At 67.9% G+C, this 21,147-nt stretch carries 25 protein-coding genes; 13 read left to right on the forward strand and 12 right to left on the reverse strand.

Annotated elements, in window-relative coordinates; translation table 11 throughout:
- Positions 1-22 precede the first annotated feature (22 nt).
- Positions 23-970: a glycosyltransferase family 2 protein gene (locus tag OB895_RS06020; RefSeq protein WP_311879453.1), complete on the forward strand. Its 948-nt coding sequence runs from the start codon at positions 23-25 to the stop codon at positions 968-970.
- A 20-nt stretch (positions 971-990) separates the two neighbouring features.
- Positions 991-1,764, forward strand: a complete 774-nt coding sequence (locus tag OB895_RS06025; protein ID WP_311879455.1) for an SDR family NAD(P)-dependent oxidoreductase — start codon at positions 991-993, stop codon at positions 1,762-1,764.
- 7 nt (positions 1,765-1,771) lie between these two features.
- Here the strand turns inward: OB895_RS06025 and OB895_RS06030 are convergent, their stop codons facing one another.
- Positions 1,772-3,817 carry an ABC transporter ATP-binding protein gene (locus OB895_RS06030; protein WP_079112518.1) on the reverse strand — a complete coding sequence of 682 codons (2,046 nt, stop codon included), beginning with the start codon at positions 3,815-3,817 and terminating at the stop codon, positions 1,772-1,774.
- Positions 3,818-3,988: 171 nt separating this feature from the next.
- Here OB895_RS06030 and OB895_RS06035 point away from each other — a divergent pair, with 171 nt between their 5' ends.
- The gene (locus tag OB895_RS06035) at positions 3,989-5,467 is read left to right on the forward strand and encodes an MDR family MFS transporter (protein ID WP_311879456.1); all 1,479 of its coding nucleotides are present in this window, start codon (positions 3,989-3,991) and stop codon (positions 5,465-5,467) included.
- 28 nt (positions 5,468-5,495) lie between these two features.
- Here the strand turns inward: OB895_RS06035 and OB895_RS06040 are convergent, their stop codons facing one another.
- The gene (locus tag OB895_RS06040; protein WP_164481686.1) at positions 5,496-5,639 is read right to left on the reverse strand and encodes a hypothetical protein; all 144 of its coding nucleotides are present in this window, start codon (positions 5,637-5,639) and stop codon (positions 5,496-5,498) included.
- Positions 5,640-5,736: 97 nt separating this feature from the next.
- Between OB895_RS06040 and OB895_RS06045 the strand changes: the two genes are divergently transcribed.
- Positions 5,737-6,318: a 1-acyl-sn-glycerol-3-phosphate acyltransferase gene (locus tag OB895_RS06045; RefSeq protein ID WP_042542029.1), complete on the forward strand. Its 582-nt coding sequence runs from the start codon at positions 5,737-5,739 to the stop codon at positions 6,316-6,318.
- A gap of 10 nt (positions 6,319-6,328) precedes the next feature.
- Here the strand turns inward: OB895_RS06045 and OB895_RS06050 are convergent, their stop codons facing one another.
- Entirely contained in the window at positions 6,329-6,550 is a 222-nt protein-coding gene (locus OB895_RS06050) for a hypothetical protein (RefSeq protein ID WP_042542030.1), read from the reverse strand.
- Between the two features lie 69 nt (positions 6,551-6,619).
- On the opposite strand from OB895_RS06050, the gene OB895_RS06055 reads away from it, so the two are divergent.
- Positions 6,620-7,153: a DUF6328 family protein gene (locus OB895_RS06055; RefSeq protein ID WP_311879459.1), complete on the forward strand. Its 534-nt coding sequence runs from the start codon at positions 6,620-6,622 to the stop codon at positions 7,151-7,153.
- A 20-nt stretch (positions 7,154-7,173) separates the two neighbouring features.
- Here the strand turns inward: OB895_RS06055 and OB895_RS06060 are convergent, their stop codons facing one another.
- Positions 7,174-7,716 carry a Dps family protein gene (locus tag OB895_RS06060; RefSeq protein WP_042542032.1) on the reverse strand — a complete coding sequence of 181 codons (543 nt, stop codon included), beginning with the start codon at positions 7,714-7,716 and terminating at the stop codon, positions 7,174-7,176.
- A 97-nt stretch (positions 7,717-7,813) separates the two neighbouring features.
- Between OB895_RS06060 and OB895_RS06065 the strand changes: the two genes are divergently transcribed.
- The 3 genes from OB895_RS06065 to OB895_RS06075 all read left to right on the forward strand — a co-directional run bounded on the left by OB895_RS06065 (position 7,814) and on the right by OB895_RS06075 (position 9,209).
- A complete protein-coding gene (locus tag OB895_RS06065) occupies positions 7,814-8,353 on the forward strand; it encodes a GNAT family N-acetyltransferase (RefSeq protein WP_228385670.1) in 540 nt (179 codons plus the stop codon).
- A gap of 77 nt (positions 8,354-8,430) precedes the next feature.
- On the forward strand, positions 8,431-8,730 hold the full coding sequence (locus OB895_RS06070) for an iron-sulfur cluster assembly accessory protein (protein ID WP_042542033.1): 300 nt from the start codon (positions 8,431-8,433) through the stop codon (positions 8,728-8,730).
- A gap of 134 nt (positions 8,731-8,864) precedes the next feature.
- A complete protein-coding gene (locus OB895_RS06075; protein ID WP_079112513.1) occupies positions 8,865-9,209 on the forward strand; it encodes a LysR family transcriptional regulator in 345 nt (114 codons plus the stop codon).
- Positions 9,210-9,212: 3 nt separating this feature from the next.
- Here OB895_RS06075 and OB895_RS06080 read toward each other — a convergent pair whose 3' ends face one another.
- Genes OB895_RS06080 through OB895_RS06090 form a run of 3 tightly spaced genes read right to left on the reverse strand, consistent with a single transcriptional unit; the run spans position 9,213 to position 12,032 of the window.
- Positions 9,213-10,877, reverse strand: coding sequence for an ABC-F family ATP-binding cassette domain-containing protein (locus tag OB895_RS06080; RefSeq protein ID WP_311879460.1), 1,665 nt, complete (start codon positions 10,875-10,877; stop codon positions 9,213-9,215).
- 49 nt (positions 10,878-10,926) lie between these two features.
- Positions 10,927-11,463, reverse strand: a complete 537-nt coding sequence (locus tag OB895_RS06085; protein WP_311879461.1) for an isochorismatase family protein — start codon at positions 11,461-11,463, stop codon at positions 10,927-10,929.
- Between the two features lie 5 nt (positions 11,464-11,468).
- Complete coding sequence (locus OB895_RS06090) at positions 11,469-12,032, reverse strand: alpha/beta fold hydrolase (RefSeq protein WP_042542037.1); 564 nt, start codon at positions 12,030-12,032, stop codon at positions 11,469-11,471.
- A 248-nt stretch (positions 12,033-12,280) separates the two neighbouring features.
- On the opposite strand from OB895_RS06090, the gene OB895_RS06095 reads away from it, so the two are divergent.
- On the forward strand, positions 12,281-13,387 hold the full coding sequence (locus tag OB895_RS06095; protein WP_311879914.1) for a N(5)-(carboxyethyl)ornithine synthase: 1,107 nt from the start codon (positions 12,281-12,283) through the stop codon (positions 13,385-13,387).
- 137 nt (positions 13,388-13,524) lie between these two features.
- Here the strand turns inward: OB895_RS06095 and OB895_RS06100 are convergent, their stop codons facing one another.
- Together OB895_RS06100 and OB895_RS06105 are read right to left on the reverse strand one after the other, a co-directional pair.
- Positions 13,525-13,680: a hypothetical protein gene (locus OB895_RS06100; RefSeq protein WP_153302151.1), complete on the reverse strand. Its 156-nt coding sequence runs from the start codon at positions 13,678-13,680 to the stop codon at positions 13,525-13,527.
- Positions 13,681-13,720: 40 nt separating this feature from the next.
- On the reverse strand, positions 13,721-15,487 hold the full coding sequence (locus OB895_RS06105) for a GNAT family N-acetyltransferase (protein WP_311879464.1): 1,767 nt from the start codon (positions 15,485-15,487) through the stop codon (positions 13,721-13,723).
- Positions 15,488-15,570: 83 nt separating this feature from the next.
- Between OB895_RS06105 and OB895_RS06110 the strand changes: the two genes are divergently transcribed.
- On the forward strand, positions 15,571-16,350 hold the full coding sequence (locus tag OB895_RS06110) for an alpha/beta fold hydrolase (protein ID WP_311879466.1): 780 nt from the start codon (positions 15,571-15,573) through the stop codon (positions 16,348-16,350).
- 76 nt (positions 16,351-16,426) lie between these two features.
- On the forward strand, positions 16,427-16,717 hold the full coding sequence (locus OB895_RS06115) for a hypothetical protein (RefSeq protein WP_228385668.1): 291 nt from the start codon (positions 16,427-16,429) through the stop codon (positions 16,715-16,717).
- A gap of 63 nt (positions 16,718-16,780) precedes the next feature.
- Here OB895_RS06115 and ychF read toward each other — a convergent pair whose 3' ends face one another.
- A complete protein-coding gene (ychF, locus tag OB895_RS06120) occupies positions 16,781-17,854 on the reverse strand; it encodes a redox-regulated ATPase YchF (protein ID WP_042542040.1) in 1,074 nt (357 codons plus the stop codon).
- Positions 17,855-17,903: 49 nt separating this feature from the next.
- Entirely contained in the window at positions 17,904-18,653 is a 750-nt protein-coding gene (locus OB895_RS06125; protein ID WP_311879468.1) for a class I SAM-dependent methyltransferase, read from the reverse strand.
- A 59-nt stretch (positions 18,654-18,712) separates the two neighbouring features.
- On the opposite strand from OB895_RS06125, the gene OB895_RS06130 reads away from it, so the two are divergent.
- Both OB895_RS06130 and OB895_RS06135 read left to right on the forward strand, forming a co-directional pair.
- Positions 18,713-19,306 (forward strand): exonuclease domain-containing protein, encoded by a 594-nt coding sequence (locus OB895_RS06130; RefSeq protein WP_042542042.1) that lies wholly within the window; start codon positions 18,713-18,715, stop codon positions 19,304-19,306.
- Positions 19,307-19,350: 44 nt separating this feature from the next.
- The gene (locus OB895_RS06135) at positions 19,351-20,703 is read left to right on the forward strand and encodes a DNA recombination protein RmuC (RefSeq protein ID WP_311879916.1); all 1,353 of its coding nucleotides are present in this window, start codon (positions 19,351-19,353) and stop codon (positions 20,701-20,703) included.
- Between the two features lie 2 nt (positions 20,704-20,705).
- On the opposite strand, the gene OB895_RS06140 is transcribed toward OB895_RS06135, so the two are convergent.
- The gene (locus tag OB895_RS06140; RefSeq protein WP_042542043.1) at positions 20,706-21,002 is read right to left on the reverse strand and encodes a hypothetical protein; all 297 of its coding nucleotides are present in this window, start codon (positions 21,000-21,002) and stop codon (positions 20,706-20,708) included.
- Positions 21,003-21,147 lie beyond the last annotated feature (145 nt).

Consider the following 21,147-nt stretch of genomic DNA (forward strand, 5'->3'; position numbering starts at 1 on the left):
CGTGCGGCCATAGACTCGGCTGGTGACCGCCACCGCCCCGATCGTGACTCTGATCGTCCCCGGCCGCGACATCGGCGCCTTCGCTCCGGCCGCTCTCGACTCGCTGCGCGCGCAGTCCGAGACGCGGTGGCGCGCTCTCCTCATCGACGACGGCTCCGTCGACGACACCGGAGAGATCTTCGCCGCAGCCGCCGCGTCGGATCCGAGGTTCCGAAGCCTGCGGCACGAGGCGTCCCGAGGGCTCGGCGCTGCGCGCAACGTGGGCCTCGACCTGGTCGACACCCCCTTCGTGGGGTTTCTCGACGGCGATGACGAGCTCACCTCGACGGCGCTCGGGCGCCTCCTCGGCACCCTCGCCGAGACCGGCAGCGATTTCGTCGCGGGCGCGTATGTGCGATCGCGCTTCGACGGCGAGAGCTATGTCGCCGGGCGGGTGCAGCCATGGGTGTCGGCGGCGACGTCTCCTGCACGGCTGGGCACCACGATCATGGAGCACCCCCGCGCGAGCGCCAACATCGTCGCGTGGTCGAAGGTCAGCCGCACCGACTTCTGGACCGACCTGAGGTTTCCCGAGGGCGTGGCGTACGAAGACCAGGTGGTCGCGCAGCTGATGTACACCCGCGCCCGCGCCTTCGACGTCATCCCCGACACCGTCGTGCGGTGGCGTCTGCGGGCCGACGGCACCTCGATCACGCAGAGCCGGGCGCAGCTCCCGGTGCTGCGCGACTACGTCGACGCTCTGCGCGGGGGAATCCGCGTGCTGCACGAGGCGGGCGCCCGGGCCGCCGTCACGGCCCGACTCGAGCTGATCCTCGCCATGGATGTGCCCCCACTGGTCGAGATCGCGCGCACTCACGCCGATCCCGCGTACTCGGCGGAGATCGACGCGTTCGTCGCCGAGATCGAAGCGCTCCCCGAGCACGCCGACGTCCGCCCCGACCCCGCCCTCACCGCCGCCCTGGCGTGGTGAGGCTCGCCACCAGGAGACCGATGAACCAGTACCTCGCCGACCTCTTCTCGCTCGAGGGCCGCACAGCCGTCGTCACGGGCGGCAGCTCGGGCATCGGACGCGGCATCGCGACCGCACTCGCGAAGGCCGGGGCCGCCACGGTGATCGTCGCACGCGGCGAAGCCCGGATCGCCGAGACCGTCGCCGAGCTCACGAGCGCCGGATGCCGGGCGGCCGGAGTCGTCGGCGATCTCGGCTCCCGAGAAGGGATCCGGACCCTCGCCGAGGCCGCCACCGAGCCGTTCGGCGAGCCGGACATCCTCGTGAACTCTGCAGGGATCAACATCCGCCCGCCGTTCGCCGAGATCACCGAGGACGACTGGGATGCGACGATGACCGTCAATGCGCTCGCCCCGTTCCTGCTCGGACAGCGCTACGCCACGGGCATGGCCGAGCGCGGCTTCGGGCGCCTGATCCACATCAGCTCGCAGCAGGCGCATCGTGCCTTCGTCGGCAGCGGCGTCTACGGAGCGTCGAAGGGAGCCGTGGAGTCGCTGATGCGCTCGGAGGCCGAGGCATGGGGCGGCACCGGAGTCACGAGCAACACCCTGGTTCCCGGATTCGTGCTCACTCCGCTCAACGCACGCTTGCAGGAGGATCCGGAGCAGATCGCGGCGCTGGCGGCCCGGACGATGATCGGGCGCAACGGACTGCCCGCCGACTTCGCGGCGGCCTCCGTGTTCCTCGCGGGCGTCGGCTCGAGCTATGTCACCGGGCAGTCGCTGTTCATCGACGGCGGCCTGTCGGTGCACTGACCGCGTCTCACCCTTCGGCCGGGTACACCCGCTCGTCCGCGCGAGGCATATCGAGCAGCGGAACCGGCGCGGTGAGCGCATCGACCGCATCCGCTCCGGCCGAATCCTCCGGCGCCCGGTCCGCTCTGCGGTCGGCGAGAGCGGCACGCATGCCTCCCGTGACCGCCGTCTCGATGACCATCTCCGTGTCGAGCACGCGTGATGCGGCGACCTGCTGCGCGGCGAGCTCGGCGTAGAGACCGCCCAGAGCGAGGAGCTCGGCATGCGTTCCCGACTCCACAATCAGCCCCGCCTCGACGACGTGGATGACATCTGCGCCCATGATCGTCGAGAGACGGTGCGCGATCGTGAGCGTCGTGCGCCCCTTCGCGGCCTCGTCGAGTGCCTCCTGTACGACCCGCTCCGACACGGTGTCGAGAGCGGAGGTAGCCTCGTCGAGCAGAAGCACGGGCGGATCCTTCAGCAGCACACGCGCGATCGCGATGCGCTGCTTCTCACCGCCCGAGAGACGGTATCCCCGCTCCCCGACGACCGTGTCGTAGCCGTCTTCGAACCCGCTGATGATGTGGTGGATGTTCGCCGCGGTGCAGGCCGCGATCATCTCCTCGTCGGTCGCCTCCGGGCGGGCGTAGAGCAGGTTCTCGCGGATCGTGGCGTGGAACAGGTAGGTCTCCTGAGACACGATGCCGACCTGATCGATGATGGACTCCTGCGTGAGGGTCTTCACGTCCGCACCCGCGAAGAGCACGGCGCCGCCGTGCGCCTCGTACAGCCGCGGAGCGAGGTACAGCACCGTCGTCTTGCCGGCGCCGGACGGACCCACGAATGCCACGTGCTGTCCCGGTTCGGCAACGAACGACACGCCCTGCAGAGTGGGTCGAGCGTCGGGCGCCGCGTCCGGGTAGCGGAAGACGACATCCGCGAACTCGATCCGTCCGCGCGGCCCCGGGGCTTCGGCGACGGTGATCGCATCCGGAGCGTCCTGGATCTCGGGGACGAGGTCGAGGTATTCGAAGATGCGCGCGAACAGCGCGGATGATGTCTGAAGGTCGAGCGACACCCGCATGAGTCCCATCAGCGGCTGCAGAAGACGCGCCTGGACGGTCGTGAAGGCCACGACGGTGCCGGCGGTGATGGCGCCGCTGCCGCCGGCGATGAGGTAGCCCGAGACGAGGTAGATGACGGCGGGCACGCTCGCCATCAGCACCTGGACGACGGCGAAGAAGCCCTGGCCGCTCATCGCTCGCCGCACCTGCAGCGTGACCTGATTGCGATTCTCGGCCTGGTATCGCTGGGACTCCGTGCGCTGGCGGTTGAACGCCTTCGACAGCAGCATCCCCGAGACGCTCAGCGTCTCCTGCGTGATGGAGGTGAGCTCCGAGAGGGACTCCTGCGTCTCTCCCGCGATGCGCGCACGCACCTGGCCCACGCGGCGTTGGACGATGATCAGGAACGGCATCAGCACGACGGCGATCAGAGTGAGACGCCAGTCGATGAGGATCATCGCGACGAGCGACGCGATCACGGTGACGACATTGCCCAGGATGCTGGTGACGGTGTTCGTCAGCACCCCTGAGACGCCGCCGACGTCGTTCTGCAGGCGGGACTGGATCACGCCTGTCTTCGTCCGGGTGAAGAAGCCGAGTTCCATCGCCTGCAGGTGCTCGAACAGGCGCACACGGAGGTCGCCGGTGACGCTGTTGCCGACCGTCGAGGTGAGCCAGGTCTGAGCCACTCCGAGCACGGCCGAGACGAGGAAGAACCCGACCATCGCCGAGACGAGCCAGATCAACAGCTGCAGCTGCGGACCCCCGCCGTCTACCGGGAAGAGGGCGTCGTCGAAGATGCGCTGGACGATCAGCGGAGGGATCACCGCGATCGCGGCGCCGATGACGACCAGCACGCCGGTCCAGAAGATGCGCCATCGGTAGGGCCGGAAGAGGGCGATCACTCTGGCGCCCAGGCCGCTGATCCGCGGCGCCTCTGCGTTGAGCCGACGCTGCGCGGTCTCATCCACCCCGCGGAATCCACCGCGTCCGCCACCCATGCTCATCTCGCCAGCGTAGTCAGCGAGGTCGACATCGGGACCGATCCGGCGCGGCTGAGCCTCCGCTGAGAGCGGATTCGCCCGGATCCGGAATGGAATGTCCGAAGCTGTGGTTACGCTGAATGTCCAACGCGCACTCGCGCGCCTTCCCTCTTTCTCTCGTGCCCAGGAGGCCGTATGTCTGCCGTCGACACCGGTTCGATCACCACGCCCCCGGCTGCGGCGAGCGGTGAGATCGCTCGCAGCGACATGCGCGTGATCTGGCTGCTTCTCGTCGCCGCGTTCGTCGCCATCCTCAACGAGACGACGATGGGGATCGCGATCCCGCATCTGAACGCCGATCTGGGCATCCCGCCCGAGCTCGGGCAGTGGCTGACGAGCGCGTTCATGCTGACCATGGCCGTCGTGATCCCGACCACCGGGTTCATCCTGCAGCGCTTCACGACCCGCCAGGTCTTCATCGCGGCGATGGTCTCGTTCTCGCTCGGCACGCTGGTCGCCCTCGTGGCGCCCGGCTTCGGGGTCCTCCTCGTGGGTCGAGTCATCCAGGCCGCCGGCACCGGAATCATGATGCCGCTGCTCATGACGACGATCATGAACGTGGTCCCTCCGCAGTCGCGCGGTCGCATGATGGGCCGGGTCGGTCTCGTCATCTCGCTCGCTCCCGCGATCGGCCCGACGCTCGCCGGCGCGGTCCTCGAGACGCTCCACTGGCGCGCGCTGTTCGCGATCATCCTGCCGATCGCCCTCATCTCGCTCTTCATCGGGGTCAAGTGGATGACGAACCTCGGAGAGACGCGCAAGGTTCCCCTCGACGTGCTCTCCATCCCGCTCGCGGCACTCGGCTTCGGCGGCATCGTCTTCGGTCTCAGCCAGTTCGGCGGCGAGGGCGGATCCGGCGAGACCAGCGGCGTGATCGCACTCGTCGTGGGTGCCGTCGCCCTCGCGCTGTTCGTCTGGCGTCAGCTGGTGCTGCAGCGCATCGATGACGCTCTGCTCGATCTGCGGGTGTTCCGCTCGGTCAACTTCACGTTCGCGGTCATCATCATGGCGATCCTCGCGCTGTCGATGTTCGGCACGCTGACGCTGCTCCCGCAGTACCTGCAGAACGTCGCCGGACTCAACGCCCTCGAAGCAGGTCTCATCCTGCTTCCCGGCTCCGTGCTGATGGGTCTGCTCGGCCCCGTCATGGGCCGCGTGTACGACGCTCGTGGAACGCGCCCGCTGCTGATCCCCGGAACGATCCTCGTGTCGGCAGCGCTGTTCTACTACTCGACCGTCGGAGAGCACACCGTGTGGTGGGTGCTGATCATCGTGCAGGCCGCGATGTCGATCGGGCTCGCGATGTCCTTCACGCCCCTGTTCTCCGCATCGCTCGGATCACTGCCACGCTCGCTGTACTCGCACGGCTCCGCGGTGCTGAACACTCTCCAGCAGGTCGGCGGGGCCGCCGGCGTCGCCGTCCTCACCGTCACCTATTCCGCCATCCTGCACGCAGGAGAGGCCGAGGGACTGGAGACGGCCGCGGCTGGAGCACCTGGCGCTCGGATGGCGTTCCTCATCGCCGCGATCATCTCGCTCGCCGCCGTCGCGCTGAGCGCGTTCGTCCGCAAGCCCGCAGACGATCTGGCCGACGCGATGCATGGCGGGCACTGAACGTCGCCGCTGCGGCGGCGTCTGATCGCTACTGCGTCTTCGGCGCAGGGAAGTGGCAGACGCCGCCGCTGCAGTACCCGGCGGCGTCGTCATCGAGAAGGTTCGGAGTTCCGGTCAGCGGCTGAAGCACGGTCGGTGCGTCCTGCTCTGCGGAGTCCTGTGTCTTGGCCATCATTCGATCGTACGCCCGTGGCGACGAGATGGCGCGAAACGGCCCTCCTTCGCCCGACGACAGTGGCTCACCAGGAGTTCTGCCCTACGGTTGACGAGTGCTCAAACGACTCCTCGCCCGCCTCTTCTGGGCAGTCAGCCGCTGGACCCTCACTGCCGAGGCGACGCCTGTGCGACCCACCATCCTGATCGGTGCGCCGCACACGTCGAACTGGGACTTCGTCCTCATGCTGGCGATCGCGTGGCGGCTCGACATCGAGGTGCATTGGCTCGGCAAGAACAGTCTGTTCCGGGGTTGGCGGGGGCCGATCATGCGGAGCATCGGCGGCATCCCAGTCGATCGAGCCGACCCGGCACGAGTGGTCAACGACGTCGTCGCGCAGGTGCATTCCGGCAGCGTCTTCGGTCTCGTCATCACGCCCGACGGCACTCGCGGGGGCAACGAGTACTGGAAGTCCGGCTTCTACCGCATCGCAAGAGAGACCGGGATGCCGGTGACGCTCGGATTCGTCGACCGCACCACGATGACCACCGGTCTCGGGCCCACTCTCGAGCTGACGGGGGACGTCGCCGCCGACATGGACAGGATCCGCGCGTTCTACGCCGACAAGGCGGGTCTGCGTCCGGAACGCCGAACCACACCCCGACTGCGCGAGGAGCAGGCCCCCGAAGACAGCTGAGTGCGTCGAGTCAGTCGGAGTCCTCGTCGGCGATCTCCGAGCGCGTCTCGGAGCGGGCGTATTCGAGGTCCTCGTCCGAGAGGGTCTCCTTCATGCCGACCACCGCACCCGTGATCGTCCGGATCTCCTCTCGAGTCCGTTCGCTCAGCTGCGGCGCCGACTCGCCGAGCACGTCGACCCGCGCCTCGAGCGACAGCGCTGACCACCATTCCCGGATCGGGGGAAGCGTCATCATGGTCTCCTTCTCGGTCGACGCACAAGTGGCTGGACAGGATTCGAGGCCTCCCGCGAGACTGGCCGCATGGAACCCGATGACCACCCCACGCGCTCCGCGGAGCTCGACGACCGCCGTGACGGGCGCGATGAGACGCGTAACGAGCGAGCAGACCGCAACTGGGAGGAGCTGCTGCAAGAACTGCGCGTGATGCAGACGGGCACCCAGATCCTCACGGGGTTCCTGCTCGCCGTGGCATTCACTCCTCGATTCGAGGACATGGACGAGTTCCAGCGAGACGTGTACGTGGTGCTGGTGGGGCTCGCCGCGGTGGCCACGATTCTGGCGCTGGCACCGGTGGGGATGCATCGAGCGCTGTTCGGCCGCCGCCGCAAGCCCGAACTCGTGCGGGTTGCCGCTCGCATCGTGAAGATCGATCTCGTGGCGATCGCCGCGCTCACGATCGGCGTCACGACCCTCATCATCGATTTCACCGTCGACCGCTCCGCGGGGCTCATCGCGCTCGTGTCCTCATGCGTGGCTGTGCTCCTCCTGTGGCTCGTCCTCCCCCGCCTCGTGCGGCGCGAGGCCGAACGAGGCGGGGCGGACGACAAGACCTGACGCGAGGTTCCCCGCAGAGGTCAGCGGCCGGCCGGGGTGCGGTTCTCGGCGCTGACCATCCATGCGAACTGCTCGAGGCTCTCGAGCACCGCGTGCAGGATGTCGGCAGAGGTGGGATCTTCTTCGTCGACCGCGTCGTGCACGTCGCGGATCGTTCCGACGACGGCATCCAGACGCGCGGTCACGAGATCGATGGTGTCGGTCGTCGAGACCTCGCCCATCGGGAACGCGGGAAGCGACGTCGACTCGGCGATCGTATCGGTGCGCCCGTCGGGCACGGCGTGCAGCGCGCGCATGCGCTCCGCGACCGTGTCGCTGAACGTGCGCGCGGCGTCGATGATCTCATCGAGCTGTCGGTGCGTGTCCCGGAAGTTGCGGCCGACGACGTTCCAGTGCGCCTGCTTGCCCTGCAGCGAGAGCTCGATCAGGTCGACGAGCACGAGCTGCAGATTGGCGGCGAGCGTCGTGGATGCCGTGAATCCCTTCTCGGCGTTCTGTCGTCTGGTCGTCTTCGCTCCGCGCTTGGATGCGGTGCCGGTCTTGGACGCGGTCTTCTCAGCCATGGAGTCCTCCTGAGGTTGGGAACTGCGAGGCTAGCTCCGCGGCGCGCCCGGATCGAGGGGGTTGACAGTCCCCCCGGTCTCATCAGATCGTGGCGCAGTGACGAAATCAGAGAGAGCACAGACGGACATCGACGAGAACGCATCGGACGTGGTGATCGGGCCCGTCTCAGAATCGGATGCGGGCGAGGTGCTCACCCTTCAAAGGGCGGCGTTCGTCTCGGAGGCGCAGATCTACGGCAGCGCCGACATGCCTCCGCTGACCCAGACCCTGCCCGAAGTCGAGGCCGAGCTGCGGTCGAGCAGGGGGCTGACAGCCCGCCAGAACGGCCGTCTGGTGGGAGTGATCCGATTCGTCGAAGCCGACGGAGTGCTGCTGATCGGCCGGATAGCGATAGCCCCCGACATGCAGGGCGAGGGCATCGGACGCACGCTGCTCGACGCGGCCGAGCGTTCGTCGACGGCCCGTGAAGCCGAGCTCTTCACCGGCAGCCTGAGCGAGGCGAACATACGTCTTTACAAGGCGTGCGGCTATGAAGAGGCGGAGCGGGTGCCCCAGGGCGACGGAACCGAGCAGGTGTTCCTGAGAAAACCTCTGCATCAGGTGGGAGACCCCTCCGAACCGGGCGCGTCGGGTTGAATCGCCCCAGGGGTGTGCGGAATCGTAGCCCGGACACGTCGCACCCGCGGCGTGACCGCAACCGGAAGGAGAGTCTCGTGCTCACCCTCACCGATAACGCCACCGCAATCGTGAACACCCTCGTCAGCCGTCAGACCGACGCCACCGACGCAGGCCTTCGCATCCATTCCACGCCTACTGCCGGCCCGGACGGGGGCGCACGCCTCGCGGTCCTCGTGACCCCGGACCCCGAGCCCGACGACCGGGTGGTCGAGGTCGCCGGCACCCGACTCTTCCTCGACGAGGCCGCTGCCGCAGCGCTCGATGAGAAGGTGCTCGACGCCGGTGTCGACGACGAAGGCTCTGTGTCCTTCGCGGTTCTCCCGCAGGTCGCCTGAACGACAGGATCACCGGATGCCGCGGCTCATCGAGCCGCGGCATCCGTGTCTGTGTGGGGCGGCCGCGCATCCGCCTCGCGTAGGTTAGGTGGGGACCCGCGATCGTCGCGGATTCAGAGAGATCGTTCACCCGCATGAAGCTGGCACTGCTCCGTCGCTACGTCGTCGTCGCCGAGACGCTGCACTTCCCCCGAGCCGCCAAGCAGCTGGGCATCCCCCTGGCATCGCTCTACACCTCTCTCGACAAGCTCGAGGACGAGGTGGGACACACCCTGATCAACCGCGAAGGGACACCGAGGCTGACGAGCGTCGGCGAGCTGTTCCTCGTCGAGGCTCAGGCGACTGTGGCCGCTGCTCCCCCGCCCGCGCCGAAGACGGTGGGCCCGGCCGGCGGCAAGGCCAAGGCGTCGAAGGGCAAAGGCCGTGCGCCCGTCGTGAAGGGGCAGCCGAAGCCCTACAAGAAGCGTCAGGGGCGCTGAGCCTCAGACCTCGCTCACCTGGCCGTTCTCGACGCTCCATCGACGGTTCGTCTGCACGGCCTCCAGCATCCGCCGGTCGTGCGTCACGAGCAGCAGCGTGCCCGCGTACGACTCGAGCGCCTGCTCGAGCTGCTCGATGGCCGGCAGATCGAGGTGGTTCGTGGGTTCGTCGAGCACCAGCAGGTTGACTCCGCGCGCCTGCAGCAGCGCCAGCGCCGCCCGGGTGCGCTCGCCCGGAGACAGGGCGCCGACGGGGCGGGTGACGTGGTCGGCTCTGAGGCCGAATTTGGCCAGCAGGGTGCGCACCTCCGCCGATGTCAGCTCGGGAACGAGAGCCTCGAACGCGTCCGCGAGCGCCGCGTCACCGGTGAGCAAGGATCGGGCCTGATCGATCTCGCCGATCTGCACGCTGCTCCCGAGACTCGCCGTCCCCTCGACCGGCTCCTGCCGCCCGAGAAGAGCTCGCAGCAGCGTCGACTTGCCGGCACCGTTCGGGCCGGTGATGCCGATGCGGTCGCCGGCATCGATCTGCAGCGAAAGCGGCCCCATGGTGAAGGTCCCCTGCCGGAACACCGCACCGCTGAGCGTGGACACCACACTGCTCGATCGAGGCGCCGAACCGATCGTGAACTCCAGCTGCCACTCCTTGCGGGGCTCCTCGACCTCGTCGAGGCGCGCGATCCGGCTCTCCATCTGACGCACCTTCTGCGCCTGCTTCTCGCTCGACTCGGCTGACGCCTTGCGCTTGATCTTGTCGTTGTCCGGCGACTTCCTCATCGCGTTGCGCACACCCTGGCTCGACCACTCGCGCTGGGTGCGGGCACGCGAGACGAGGTCGGCCTTCTTGTCGGCGAACTCGTCGTACTTCTCCCGCAGGTGCCGGCGCACGACGGCTCGTTCTTCGATGAAGGCGTCGTAGCCGCCGCCGTAGAGGCGATTCGATCCCTGTGCGAGATCGAGCTCGAGCACACGAGTCACGCTGCGCGCCAGGAACTCGCGGTCGTGGCTGACGAGCACGACACCGCCACGGAGTCCGCGGACGAACGACTCGAGTCGATCGAGCCCATCGAGGTCGAGATCGTTGGTCGGCTCGTCGAGGAACACGATGTCGAAGCGCGACAGCAGCAACGCCGCGAGCCCGACGCGAGCAGCCTGACCACCCGAGAGCCCCGTCATGAGCGCATCAGCCGCGACACCGCTGCCGCTCGGGAGCCCGAGGTCGGCGAGCACGGCAGGGATGCGTTCGTCGAGATCGGCCGCCCCGCTTGCGAGCCACCGGTCGAGCGCCTGAGAGTAGGTGTCGGCCGGGTCTGTGCCCGCCGGCGCGAGCGTCGGGTCTCCGAGCGCCGCCGCAGCCGCATCCATATCTCGCGTCGCCGCCGCGCACCCGGTGCGGCGCGCGATGTACTCCGCGACCGTCTCACCTTCCACTCGCTCGTGCTCCTGTGGCAGCCACCCGACGAACGCGTCGCTGGGTGCGAGCGAGATCGACCCTCCCATCGGCGCGTCCACGCCGGCGAGAAGGCGGAGAAGCGTTGATTTGCCCGCTCCGTTCGCCCCGACGACGCCGATCACGTCGCCAGGAGCGACCGTCAGATCGAGCCCCTCGAAGAGGATGCGGTGGCCGTAGCCGCCTGCCAGGTTCTGGGCGACGAGGGTGGCGGTCATCAGACCATCATCTCAGGCGGCGAGGGAATCTCAGACTCGGGTCGGGTCGTCAGAGAACGACCTGATCGTGCGTCGCGATCCCGAACTCCTGCTCCGGATACCGCAGTCCTGAGAAGTACATGTTGGTGTGTGCGACGATCTGCTCGCCCGAGATCGGCACGCCGTCCCATTCGGTGTCGACCGTGGTGTGCGCGTCGCTCACGAGCGTGACGTCGTACCCCTCGGCTGCTGCGCGCTGCGTGGTGGTGCGCACGCAGAAGTCGGACTGCGCGCCGGTGATCACCAGACGCGTCGCACCCAGCTCGTCGAGCGTCGCTCGCAGGGTCGTGTCTGCGAACGAGTCCCGGTAGTCCTTGCACACGAGGGGCTCGCCCTCGGCGCGATGCAGTGGAGCCGCCAGCTCCCATTCAGGCGTGCCCACGCCGACGGGGTCGTGATGCACCCAGACGACGGGCACTCCGGCTGCGCGAGCTCTGTCGACCAGGGCTGCGGCGCGGGAGAGCACGCCCTGTTCGTCGAAGCACCCGGGTGTCACTCCGGCCTGCAGATCGATCGCGAGGACGACGGTGCGGCCAGATGCTGCCATCGGAGTCAGTCCCAGTCCAGGTATTCCTCGATGATCACGCCGGTCTCGATCGGGTGGTGCATCGGGAACAGGTGGTCGCCCGCGATCGTCTTGATGCTCGACCGGTCAGGGATCGTCGCCTGCAGTGCTTCTGCGTTCGCTGCGGGGGTGTCGGTGTCTTCGGTCCCCTGCACGATGAGCACGGGGATCGCCGGTGCGACCGCGATGTCGACGTCCTCGACACCGAGCAGCAGCAGGCCGTTGGCCCGGTCGCTGTGCGCTGACACCAGCGCACGTGCGATCGTGCCGCCGAAGCCGTGACCGCCGACCCAGGTGTCTTCGATGCCCACGTGATCGATCACGGCGATGACGTCCTCGACGCGCTCGTCGAGCGTCGCCTCGGACTCCGACCGGTGCCCGATCCGCAGCACGTGGAAGCCCGCCTCCTCGGCGAGGTAGTGCGCGGCGACGCCCAGAACGTCGGCGGCGAGCCCCTGCTCCTGGATCAGAACCAGCTTCACGGGGCCGTCTCCCTCGTCCACGAAGGGGATGGCGCGGCCCTCTGGCTCGAAGATCTGGGTATCGGTCATGGGCGCGCGGCTCCTCGTTCGAGTGTCAGGGATCGACATCAAGCGTAGCCCGAGCAGGATGCGAAGATCGGCCCCGCGCGACGCCCCGCCGCCCAGGGGCATAGAGTCAGGGCAGGAGCTGACCCTGGTTCCCCGAAGATGGGAACCCGTTGTCCGACACGACACGCTCGTCCGCAGTTCGCACGTCACCCTCGACTTCGACCGCGACCCAGGGGCTTCTGACCCTCGGTGTGCTGGCGAACTCCTCGATGGAGAACGAGCGGCGCCTCCCCCTCCATCCCCGCCATCTCGACCGCATCGACGCAGACATTCGTGCTCGCATGATCGTCGAGCGCGGCTACGGCACCGACTTCCAGCTCGAGCCCGGCTACGTCGAAGCCCGCGTGGGACGCGTCGCCGATCGCGCCGAGGTGCTCGCCTCCGCCGACGTCCTGCTGCTGCCCAAACCGCAGCTCGCAGACGTCGCCGAGCTCGCCGAGGGGCGGATCCTCTGGGGCTGGCCGCACTGCGTGCAGGATGCGGCCCTCACGCAGACCGCGATCGACAGCCGCCTCACACTGATCGCGTTCGAGGCCATGAACCACTGGACCTCACAGGGCGACATGAGTCTGCACGTCTTCCACAAGAACAACGAGCTGGCCGGTTACTGCTCGGTCATCCATGCTCTGAGCCTCGTCGGTTCGACCGGCGACTACGGGCCGCGACTTCGCGCCGTCGTCATCGGTTTCGGCGCGACGGCACGAGGTGCAGTGACCGCACTGAACGCGCACGGAGTCCACGACATCGAAGTCCTCACGCAGCGCGGGGCAGCGGCGGTGGGCTCCCCCATCCACAACTCTCATCTCACCCAGCTCAACACCGACGACGGGCCCACGCACCTCAGCACAGTCGAGACGGAGGACGGCCCCGTGCTCCTCCCCGATTTCCTGGCGACGTACGACATCGTCGTCAACTGCACCCTGCAGGACGTCGCAGCGCCGTTGACGTATCTGCGAACCGAGGACCTCGACCGATTCGCATCGGGCAGCCTGATCATCGACGTCTCCTGCGACGAGGGCATGGGCTTCGAATGGGCCATCCCGACGTCGTTCGAGGAGCCGATGTTCACGGTGGGTCAGGGCGTGAACTACTACGCCGTCGATCACAGCCCGTCATACCTGTGGAATTCCGCCACGTGGGACATCAGCGAAGCGCTGCTGCCCTTCCTCCGCACCGTGCTCTCGGGTCCCGAAGCATGGGCTGAGAACTCGACGCTCACACGCGCGATCGAGATCCGCCAGGGAGTGATCCAGAACCCCAGCATCCTGAGCTTCCAGGGCCGAGACGCCACCTACCCGCACCCCCTCGTCGCGTAGCGAGGGTCCGAGCTTCGCAGACGGCGACGGCAGCCGCCGTCACCGGCCCGAGGCGAGATCAAGACCGTGCGCGTGGCCTTGCGCGACTACGCGTGCCAAGCACGCGCCACGGCCTCACCCCAGCCTCAGACGCCTTCTCACTCGGAGTGATCGCTGCGGTCTTCGAGGTCGGGTTCCGTCCGCAGCACATCGGCGATCTCCTCCTCCGGTCGCGGCGCGACGGTCTCGTCGAGTTCGAGTTCCGGGACCGACGGCTCGTCCGGGGCGGGTATGTGCACATTGTGATCAGACACGGCGAAGTCCTTCGGTCGGCAACACGGCTAGCGTACGCCGCTAGATGTGCCGTTTCAGCCCGACGTGGGCAGTCTGATATCCGAGTCGGGTATAGAAGGCGCGAGTCCGATCCCGTGCTTCGTCTGTGGTCACCTGCGCCAGTCGCGCGCCCCGCGCGCGACCGAATTCGTGTGCCCACTCGAGCATCGCCGTGCCCAAGCCCCGTGACCGCTCCCCCGGCGCAACCCGCAGTCCCTCGATCTGCAATCGGGTCGAACCACCGCGCGAGAGGCCGGGGATGACGGTGAGTTGCATCGTGGCGACCATGTGGTCGGCACTGTCGCGGACAACCCCCAGATAGTGGGAACTGTCGCGAGCGACCGCGCTGAAGGCGGCTTCATATCGCTCGAGCTCGACGCTCTCACGGTCCGAGCCGAATTGATCATCGAGCAGCAGTGCGGCGATGGCCTCGATGTCATCGCGGCTCGCACGCTCGAGCCGGAAGGTCCGGTCGGCGACCTGCAGTCGCCCACGGACAGAGGACCGCGCGTCCGCCTGCAGTCTGGCCACAAGCAGGTCGAGCCACCCGCCGACGTTGGCGCGAGCCTCAGCGGTATCGGGATAGCGGCATCGCAGGTGCAGGCCCGACTCATCGAGGATGAACCACAGCATGACGCCGTCGGTGTCGGTCGCCGCGCTGACATACTGGGCGTCGAGCGCGACGGAGTCGATTCGCACAGGCAGCCTGCGCAGGTCCAGCCATGAGATCGCGAACATCCCAGGCGCTACGGGCATGCCACCCCACGGAGCGAGTACGTCGGCGAGCGGCCACGCACCGAGTTGCACCGCCTCTTTCACCGCGGCCGCCGCCGCGCGCGGCTCGGCGACGTCCGACTCGAGGACGGAGTTGGTGATGAACCAGCCGACCGAGTCATGCCACGTGTCCTCGAAGCGGCTGTGCACGGGAAACACGGCTCGAAGCGGGGTGCCCGCCAACTCGCGCGTCACCGCGGTCATCGCGACCACCGCGCGTGCGAGGGTCGAGACGCCGTCGTCACGCGCCTGCACGGCAAAGGCTGCGGCGTCGTCGACGTCGAACACATCGCGCACTTCCACGCGCTCACGATGCGGCTCGGGCGTGCCGAGCGGCAACGGGAACTGCGGCATCACACCGCCGCTGTCCTCGATGATGGCTTTCCATCGCTGACGAACGTGGTCTGGCGCAGCATCCCGATCGAGCAATGCTTGCGTGTGTTCGACGAACGCCGGCGCCGCCCCCGGCATCGGTGTCGCGCCTGCCCTCTCGGCGTCGAGCGCAGACAGCAGGTCGCGCGCGATCACCAGCATCGACCACATGTCGACGTGCGCGTGGTCCGCCGCGATCACGACCGTGAGCCCCGCAGCGGTCTCCAACACGCACAGGCGATGCGAAGGATGCTGGTACGGCGAACATGCCGCGTCGAGGATGTCCCGCAAGGCATCGTTGACTGCCTGGCCGGGGGCGACCTGATGCTCGACCCAGCTTCCGGGGCCGATCTCGATCTCGTGAAGCACGGGATCGCCGTCAGCACCGGGCGCGAATGCCGATCGCAGCGTGCCGTGGCGAGCGACGACAGCCAGCCAGGCATCGGCGATCGACTCGCGTCGAGTCGCTGCAGGCAGCCGGAAGGACAGTGCCATCCAGGAGCCCGATCGGTCGCCTGCTCCGACATGGAGTCGCTGATCGAATGACACGGGGATGCGTCGCCCGAGCCCAGACGCGCTCACGTCATACCCCCAGAGCCGTCCGAACGGGAGGCGGAGGTGCGTGACGTTGGTCAGTCGCATGGGCAGTACCTTAGCGGCCCCAGATAACCTGAAACTCAACGACTGCCCGAGCCGACGCGGTGAGTCCCCGATCGAGGAGCCCGATGCCCACTTTCGAGGTGCCCGGAGCCGAGCTGGCTGTGTCCTTGAGCGATGAAGGCGGACACCCGGTGGTCCAGCTGCACGGTCTCACGTCGAGCCGTGCCCGCGATCGAGTGCTCAATCTCGATCTGGGTCGAGGGCTCAGCGGAACACGACTGCTGCGATACGACGCACGCGGCCATGGCAGGTCGACGGGGCGAAAGATCCCCGAGGACTACCGCTGGCACAACCTCGCCGAGGATCTTCTGCGATTGCTCGATCACTGGTTCCCGGGCGAACGCGTCCATGGAGTCGGCCCCTCCATGGGCGCCGCGACGCTCTTGCACGCCGCGTCGCTCGAGCCTGACCGCTTCACCGGGCTCACGCTCATGGTGCCGCCCACCGCGTGGGACACCAGACCCGATCAGGCCGCGAACTACCGAGCAGCGGCTGCGCTCATCGAGTCTGACGGTGTGGAAGCGTTCCACGCCGCCACGCGGGGATCAGTTCCGCCCCCGGCCACCGTCGGCGCCCCGGAGACATGGCCCGACGTCGCCGACGCTCTGTTGCCGTCGTTGCTGCGCGGCGCGGCCCTCAGCGACCTTCCTGCCCCTGAGGCCGTCGCGCAGATCGATGTGCCGACGACGATCTTGGCGTGGGTCGATGATCCAGGCCACCCGTTGTCGACCGCCGAATCCCTCGCCGCACTGCTCCCGAATGCAACTCTTGCGGTCGCTCGCACCCCGGGAGATGTCGAAGCGTGGCCCGAGGTCTTGCGTCAGGACGTCGAGCGTCGCGGCTAGACCGACTGTTCGCGCCGAGTGATACCTTCATGCGGTGAGGCCAGAGTTCCGGGATACCGCAAACGCGGCTTTCGTCGTGACCATCGTCGTGGACATGCCGATCACCAAGCTCCATGCGCTGGACGTCATCGCTTTCGCGTCGGACAGTGCCATCAGAGACGCACGCACCGCGTCCCCTCGGGTACCGCTTTCGCCCGACGCCTGGGCGGAGGTGCAGATACCACGCTTCGCCGATCCGCCGCCGATCGCCGTCGACGTCTGCTCCGATGCGAGCTTCGACGTCGCGCGCGCTGCCGCCGACCGCCTTGCGGAGGCATTGGTGCGGGTCGGCTGGACCGTGCGCGCTCTGCGTGGCGACGAGATCTGATTCGCGACCCGCGGCGTCGTACGAGCCGCCCTCAATCTCCTCAGCACTCGGGCCGGACCCCGCTCAGTTGTTGAAGCGGAACTCCACCACGTCGCCGTCCTGCATGACGTAGTCCTTGCCCTCGAGGCGGGCCTTGCCCTTGGATCGGGCTTCGACGACGGAGCCGGTCTCGACGAGGTCGTCGAACGAGACGATCTCGGCCTTGATGAAGCCCTTCTCGAAGTCGGTGTGGATGACGCCGGCAGCCTGCGGCGCCTTGGATCCCTTGGGGATCGTCCACGCGCGAGCCTCTTTGGGGCCAGCGGTGAGGTAGGTCTGCAGACCGAGGGTGTCGAAGCCGATGCGGGCGAGCTGGTCGAGACCGGACTCGTCCTGGCCGGTCGACGCGAGCAGCTCTGCGGCATCCTCGGGGTCGAGGTCGATCAGCTCGGACTCGATCTTCGCGTCGAGGAAGATCGCCTTCGCCGGAGCGACCAAAGCGGCGAGCTCCGCCTTGCGCGCATCGTTCGTGAGCACGCCCTCGTCGACGTTGAAGACGAAGATGACCGGCTTGGCCGTGAGAAGCCCGAGCTCGCGGATCGGGGTCAGATCGATGCCGGCGACAGACAGCAGCACACCGCGCTCGAGGGCGTCCTTGGCCGCGTGGGCGGTCTCGAGGACGACGGGCTCGATCTTCTTGCCGCGCACCTCCTTCTCGTACCGCGTGATCGCCTTGTCGACGGTCTCGAGGTCGGCGAGCATGAGCTCGGCGTTGATGGTCTCCATGTCGGATGCCGGGTTGACCGCGCCGTCGACGTGCACGACATCGTCATCTGCGAAACCGCGCACGACCTGGGCGATCGCATCGGCCTCGCGGATGTTCGCGAGGAACTTGTTGCCGAGCCCCTCGCCCTCGCTGGCACCGCGCACGATACCGGCGATGTCGACGAACGACACCGCTGCGGGCAGGATGCGCTCGCTGCCGAAGATCTCGGCGAGCTTGTCGAGACGCGGATCGGGAAGATTCACCACCCCGACGTTCGGCTCGATCGTCGCGAACGGGTAGTTCGCCGCGAGCACGTCGTTCTTGGTGAGAGCGTTGAAAAGGGTGGACTTGCCGACATTGGGCAGGCCGACGATTCCGATAGTGAGAGCCACGGGGGTCGAGTCTACCTGGCGCAGATGCGCAGCCCCTCCGGGATGCCGGTCAGGCGCGCACGGCGCGGAACGCGTGCGTCACGTAGGGGAGGTCGATCGTCGAGTCGCCCTCGAGCCCCAGCTCGTCGAACAGGTCGTCCATCTGTCGCGTGATCTCCGCGCGTTCGTCGGCGGGAGCGGTGATGAGGTAGCTGCGTGAGAGCGCCATCTGGTGCAACTTCGTCCTGCTCATCGCGCGCGTCCACTCCCACTGCTGCTTCTCGACGTGCGTGAAGGGCGCCTCGATGCGCGGACCATCGGACCCGGGGCCGTTGACCATGTTCTCGGCCGGGCTGCTGTGCATGATGTCCGTCAGGCGACGAACCCACTCCACGCGCTCGTCGCGGATGTTCCAGATCAACCCGAGGACTCCCCCGGTGCGGACGACTCGTCCGAGCTCGGCAGACGCGGCTGCCGGCTGCACCCAGTGCCACGCCTGACCGAGCACGACGGCGTCGAGGCTCGCGTCGGGCAACGGCATCCGCTCGGCGGTCCCCTGGAACGTGGGAACACCGGGAACGCTCAGACGCAGGGTCTCGAGCATGGTGGCGTCCGGGTCGACGGCCACGACCTCGGCGTCCGGCGCCTGAGCGAGCACGCGAGTGAGCTTGCCCGTTCCCGCGCCGACATCGGCGATGCGACGAGAACCGTGCGGCATCGGGTCGAGCATCCACGCGACCGCTTCGAAGGGATAGTCGGGTCTCCCGGCCTCGTAGTTCGCGGCTTCGGCACCGAAGGATGTCGCTCGCTCGGTACTCATGTCGCCAGCCTACGGCGAGTCATCCGGGAGCGTCTCGGATGCCGGGAGAGAGTGGGGATGTGCCACTGGACTTCACCGCTATCGACTTCGAGACGGCGAATTCCAGCCCCGCCTCCGCCTGCTCCGTCGGCCTCGTGCGTGTGCGCGATGGCCGGATCGTCGCGACGGCCGGATGGCTGATCCGCCCGCCCGCCGGGCACGACGAGTTCCAGGAGTGGAACACGAAGATCCACGGCATCCGGGCGCACGATGTGCGGGACGCCGCGAGCTGGGCGGATCAGTTCGACCGCCTGTGCGCCTTCGCAGGTGCAGATGTGCTCGTGGCGCACAACGCGGGCTTCGACCTCAATGTGCTCCGCCGCGCGTCAGAGGCCACGGGTGGCGATTGCCCGCCGTATCGCTCGCTGTGCAGCCTGCAGGTGGCGCGCAAGACCTACGAGCTCGAGTCGTACCGTCTTCCGAAGGCCGCCGAGGCCGCCGGTTTCACCGGATTCTCGCACCATGACGCGCTCGCTGACGCGCTCGCCTGCGCGCACATCATCATCGATGCCGCCCGCCGGCACGGCGCGTCCGACGTCTTCTCCCTGGCCGATGCGCTCGCGCTGCGTGTGACCGATCCGGTCATCGCCACTCCGGAGCGCGCGGTCGCCTGAGTCGCACCGGACGAATGTCCGTGGCCGAGCGCATCATGGAGCACATGGATGCTCTCACGCTCGTTCTCCTCCTGGCCGCGCTCGTGGCCGGCGTCGCAGTGGGCTGGTTCCTCCACGGCTCGCGCGGTGCGGCGGATCTCGCCCGCATCGAGGCGGAACTCGCCGCCGCCCGAGACGATCGCGACCGGCAGTACGACCTGTATCGGGATGCCGTCGAGCACGCGCGACTCGAGCAGCGCGCCGAGGCGCAGCGTGTGCAACAGCAGAATGCGGTGCTCACGGCGCTCGCCCCCGTTCGCGAGAGCCTGCAGCAGATGCAGCAGAAGGTCTCGGCCATCGAGCAGGAGAGGCATGCGCAGTTCGGTTCCCTCGCGGAGCAGCTCAGGCGCGCGCAGGAGTCCGACGAGGCGCTGCGATCGACCACCGAATCGCTCGCCGGGGCGCTGCGGTCGACAGCCACGCGCGGCGTCTGGGGCGAGACCCAGCTGCGCCGCGTCGTCGAGGCCGCAGGGCTGATCCGTCACGTCGACTTCGACCTGCAGTCGACGATCTCGTCAGACCGCGGCCAGGGCCGCCCCGACATGGTGATCCGCCTGGCCGGCGGCACGTCGATCGCGGTCGACGCGAAGGTGCCGCTCGACGCCTATCTCGAGGCCTCGGCGCTGCCGATCGGCGACGCGCACGAGGCCCAGCGACGCGCGCACATGCAGAAGCATGTGAAGGCGGTGCGCGCCCACATCGACGCACTCGCGAAGAAGGCCTACTGGTCGGGTCTCGACGCGAGCCCCGAGTTCGTCATCTGCTTCCTCCCGAGCGAGTCGCTCCTCGCGGCGGCCATCGACGAAGACCCGACGCTGCTGGACTACGCCTTCAGCAAGCGGGTGGCGCTCGCATCGCCCGTGAACCTGTGGGCGGTGCTCAAGACCGTCGCCTACAGCTGGACGCAGCAGGAAGTGTCGACCGAAGCACGAGCGCTGTTGAACCTGGGAACGCAGCTGTACGACCGGCTCGGTGTGCTCGCCGGTCATGCCGATGATCTTCGCCGCGCGCTCGAGCGCACGGTCGACAGCTACAACAGGTTCGCCGGCTCGCTCGAGAGCCGAGTGCTCGTGACAGCTCGGCAGTTCCCCGGCATCAGCTCGTCGACACTCGACTCGGTCGCACCCGCGGTCACCGCGCAGACCCGACGCTTCACCGCGCCTGAGCTCATGATCGATTCGGAGAAGGAACTCGACTCGAACGTCGGCATCCGCAACGCCGAGGGCGAGGCATCCGAGGAGCCGGGTTCACCGATTCAGGCCGACGTCGGAGACGTCCGCTCTCGTCTCGGCAACGGAGAGTCGGTGCAGACGGGCTCGGCCTTCGGAGCGATCGACCCCGAAGAGCCCCGGAACTGATGTCAGGCGACGCCCGGCACGCCACTGAGAAGAAGGATGACGAGACCGCTGGTCACGACGAAAGCGCCGATCATCCACCAGGAGCTGACTTCGTGCCCCTCATCGAGGCGCTTTCGGAACAGCACGTCAGCGCGACGAGCGGGGTCTGCGACAGCGGTCTTGACCACAGGCGGCGCCGGAGTCCCCGTCGGAAGAGGCACACCGGCCTCATCGACATTGATCCGCATGATGCGACCGGTGGGCGTCGTCACGATCTTGGTCGGCGCGGCCTTGGAACCATTCGTGTGCTGCGTTGTCATCGGTCTGCCCTCCTGTGCCTGCGGTGCCTGGTGGCTCCGTCGACGGCGACAAATCCAGTGACAATTGTGACACGGACGCGCGAGAAACCTCGGCTCGGCGCTGCGCACGGCGGTACCGGGTCGGTAACGATGACCGGTTCCGCTC

Origin of the sequence: Microbacterium forte (assembly GCF_031885415.1) — a bacterium.
Classification (GTDB): domain Bacteria; phylum Actinomycetota; class Actinomycetes; order Actinomycetales; family Microbacteriaceae; genus Microbacterium; species Microbacterium forte.

Coding starts and splice junctions, on each gene's coding strand:
- OB895_RS06060 (WP_042542032.1), bottom strand. CDS start 7,716: ATGGCTGAGAAGACCGCGTCCAAGACCGGCACCGCATCCAAGCGCGGA.
- OB895_RS06075 (WP_079112513.1), top strand. CDS start 8,865: ATGAAGCTGGCACTGCTCCGTCGCTACGTCGTCGTCGCCGAGACGCTG.
- OB895_RS06110 (WP_311879466.1), top strand. CDS start 15,571: ATGCCCACTTTCGAGGTGCCCGGAGCCGAGCTGGCTGTGTCCTTGAGC.
- OB895_RS06055 (WP_311879459.1), top strand. CDS start 6,620: ATGGAACCCGATGACCACCCCACGCGCTCCGCGGAGCTCGACGACCGC.
- OB895_RS06090 (WP_042542037.1), bottom strand. CDS start 12,032: ATGACCGATACCCAGATCTTCGAGCCAGAGGGCCGCGCCATCCCCTTC.
- OB895_RS06025 (WP_311879455.1), top strand. CDS start 991: ATGAACCAGTACCTCGCCGACCTCTTCTCGCTCGAGGGCCGCACAGCC.
- OB895_RS06040 (WP_164481686.1), bottom strand. CDS start 5,639: ATGGCCAAGACACAGGACTCCGCAGAGCAGGACGCACCGACCGTGCTT.
- OB895_RS06125 (WP_311879468.1), bottom strand. CDS start 18,653: ATGAGTACCGAGCGAGCGACATCCTTCGGTGCCGAAGCCGCGAACTAC.
- OB895_RS06035 (WP_311879456.1), top strand. CDS start 3,989: ATGTCTGCCGTCGACACCGGTTCGATCACCACGCCCCCGGCTGCGGCG.
- OB895_RS06135 (WP_311879916.1), top strand. CDS start 19,351: ATGGATGCTCTCACGCTCGTTCTCCTCCTGGCCGCGCTCGTGGCCGGC.
- OB895_RS06080 (WP_311879460.1), bottom strand. CDS start 10,877: ATGACCGCCACCCTCGTCGCCCAGAACCTGGCAGGCGGCTACGGCCAC.
- OB895_RS06085 (WP_311879461.1), bottom strand. CDS start 11,463: ATGGCAGCATCTGGCCGCACCGTCGTCCTCGCGATCGATCTGCAGGCC.
- OB895_RS06030 (WP_079112518.1), bottom strand. CDS start 3,817: ATGAGCATGGGTGGCGGACGCGGTGGATTCCGCGGGGTGGATGAGACC.
- OB895_RS06050 (WP_042542030.1), bottom strand. CDS start 6,550: ATGACGCTTCCCCCGATCCGGGAATGGTGGTCAGCGCTGTCGCTCGAG.
- OB895_RS06105 (WP_311879464.1), bottom strand. CDS start 15,487: ATGCGACTGACCAACGTCACGCACCTCCGCCTCCCGTTCGGACGGCTC.
- OB895_RS06140 (WP_042542043.1), bottom strand. CDS start 21,002: ATGACAACGCAGCACACGAATGGTTCCAAGGCCGCGCCGACCAAGATC.
- OB895_RS06095 (WP_311879914.1), top strand. CDS start 12,281: ATGGAGAACGAGCGGCGCCTCCCCCTCCATCCCCGCCATCTCGACCGC.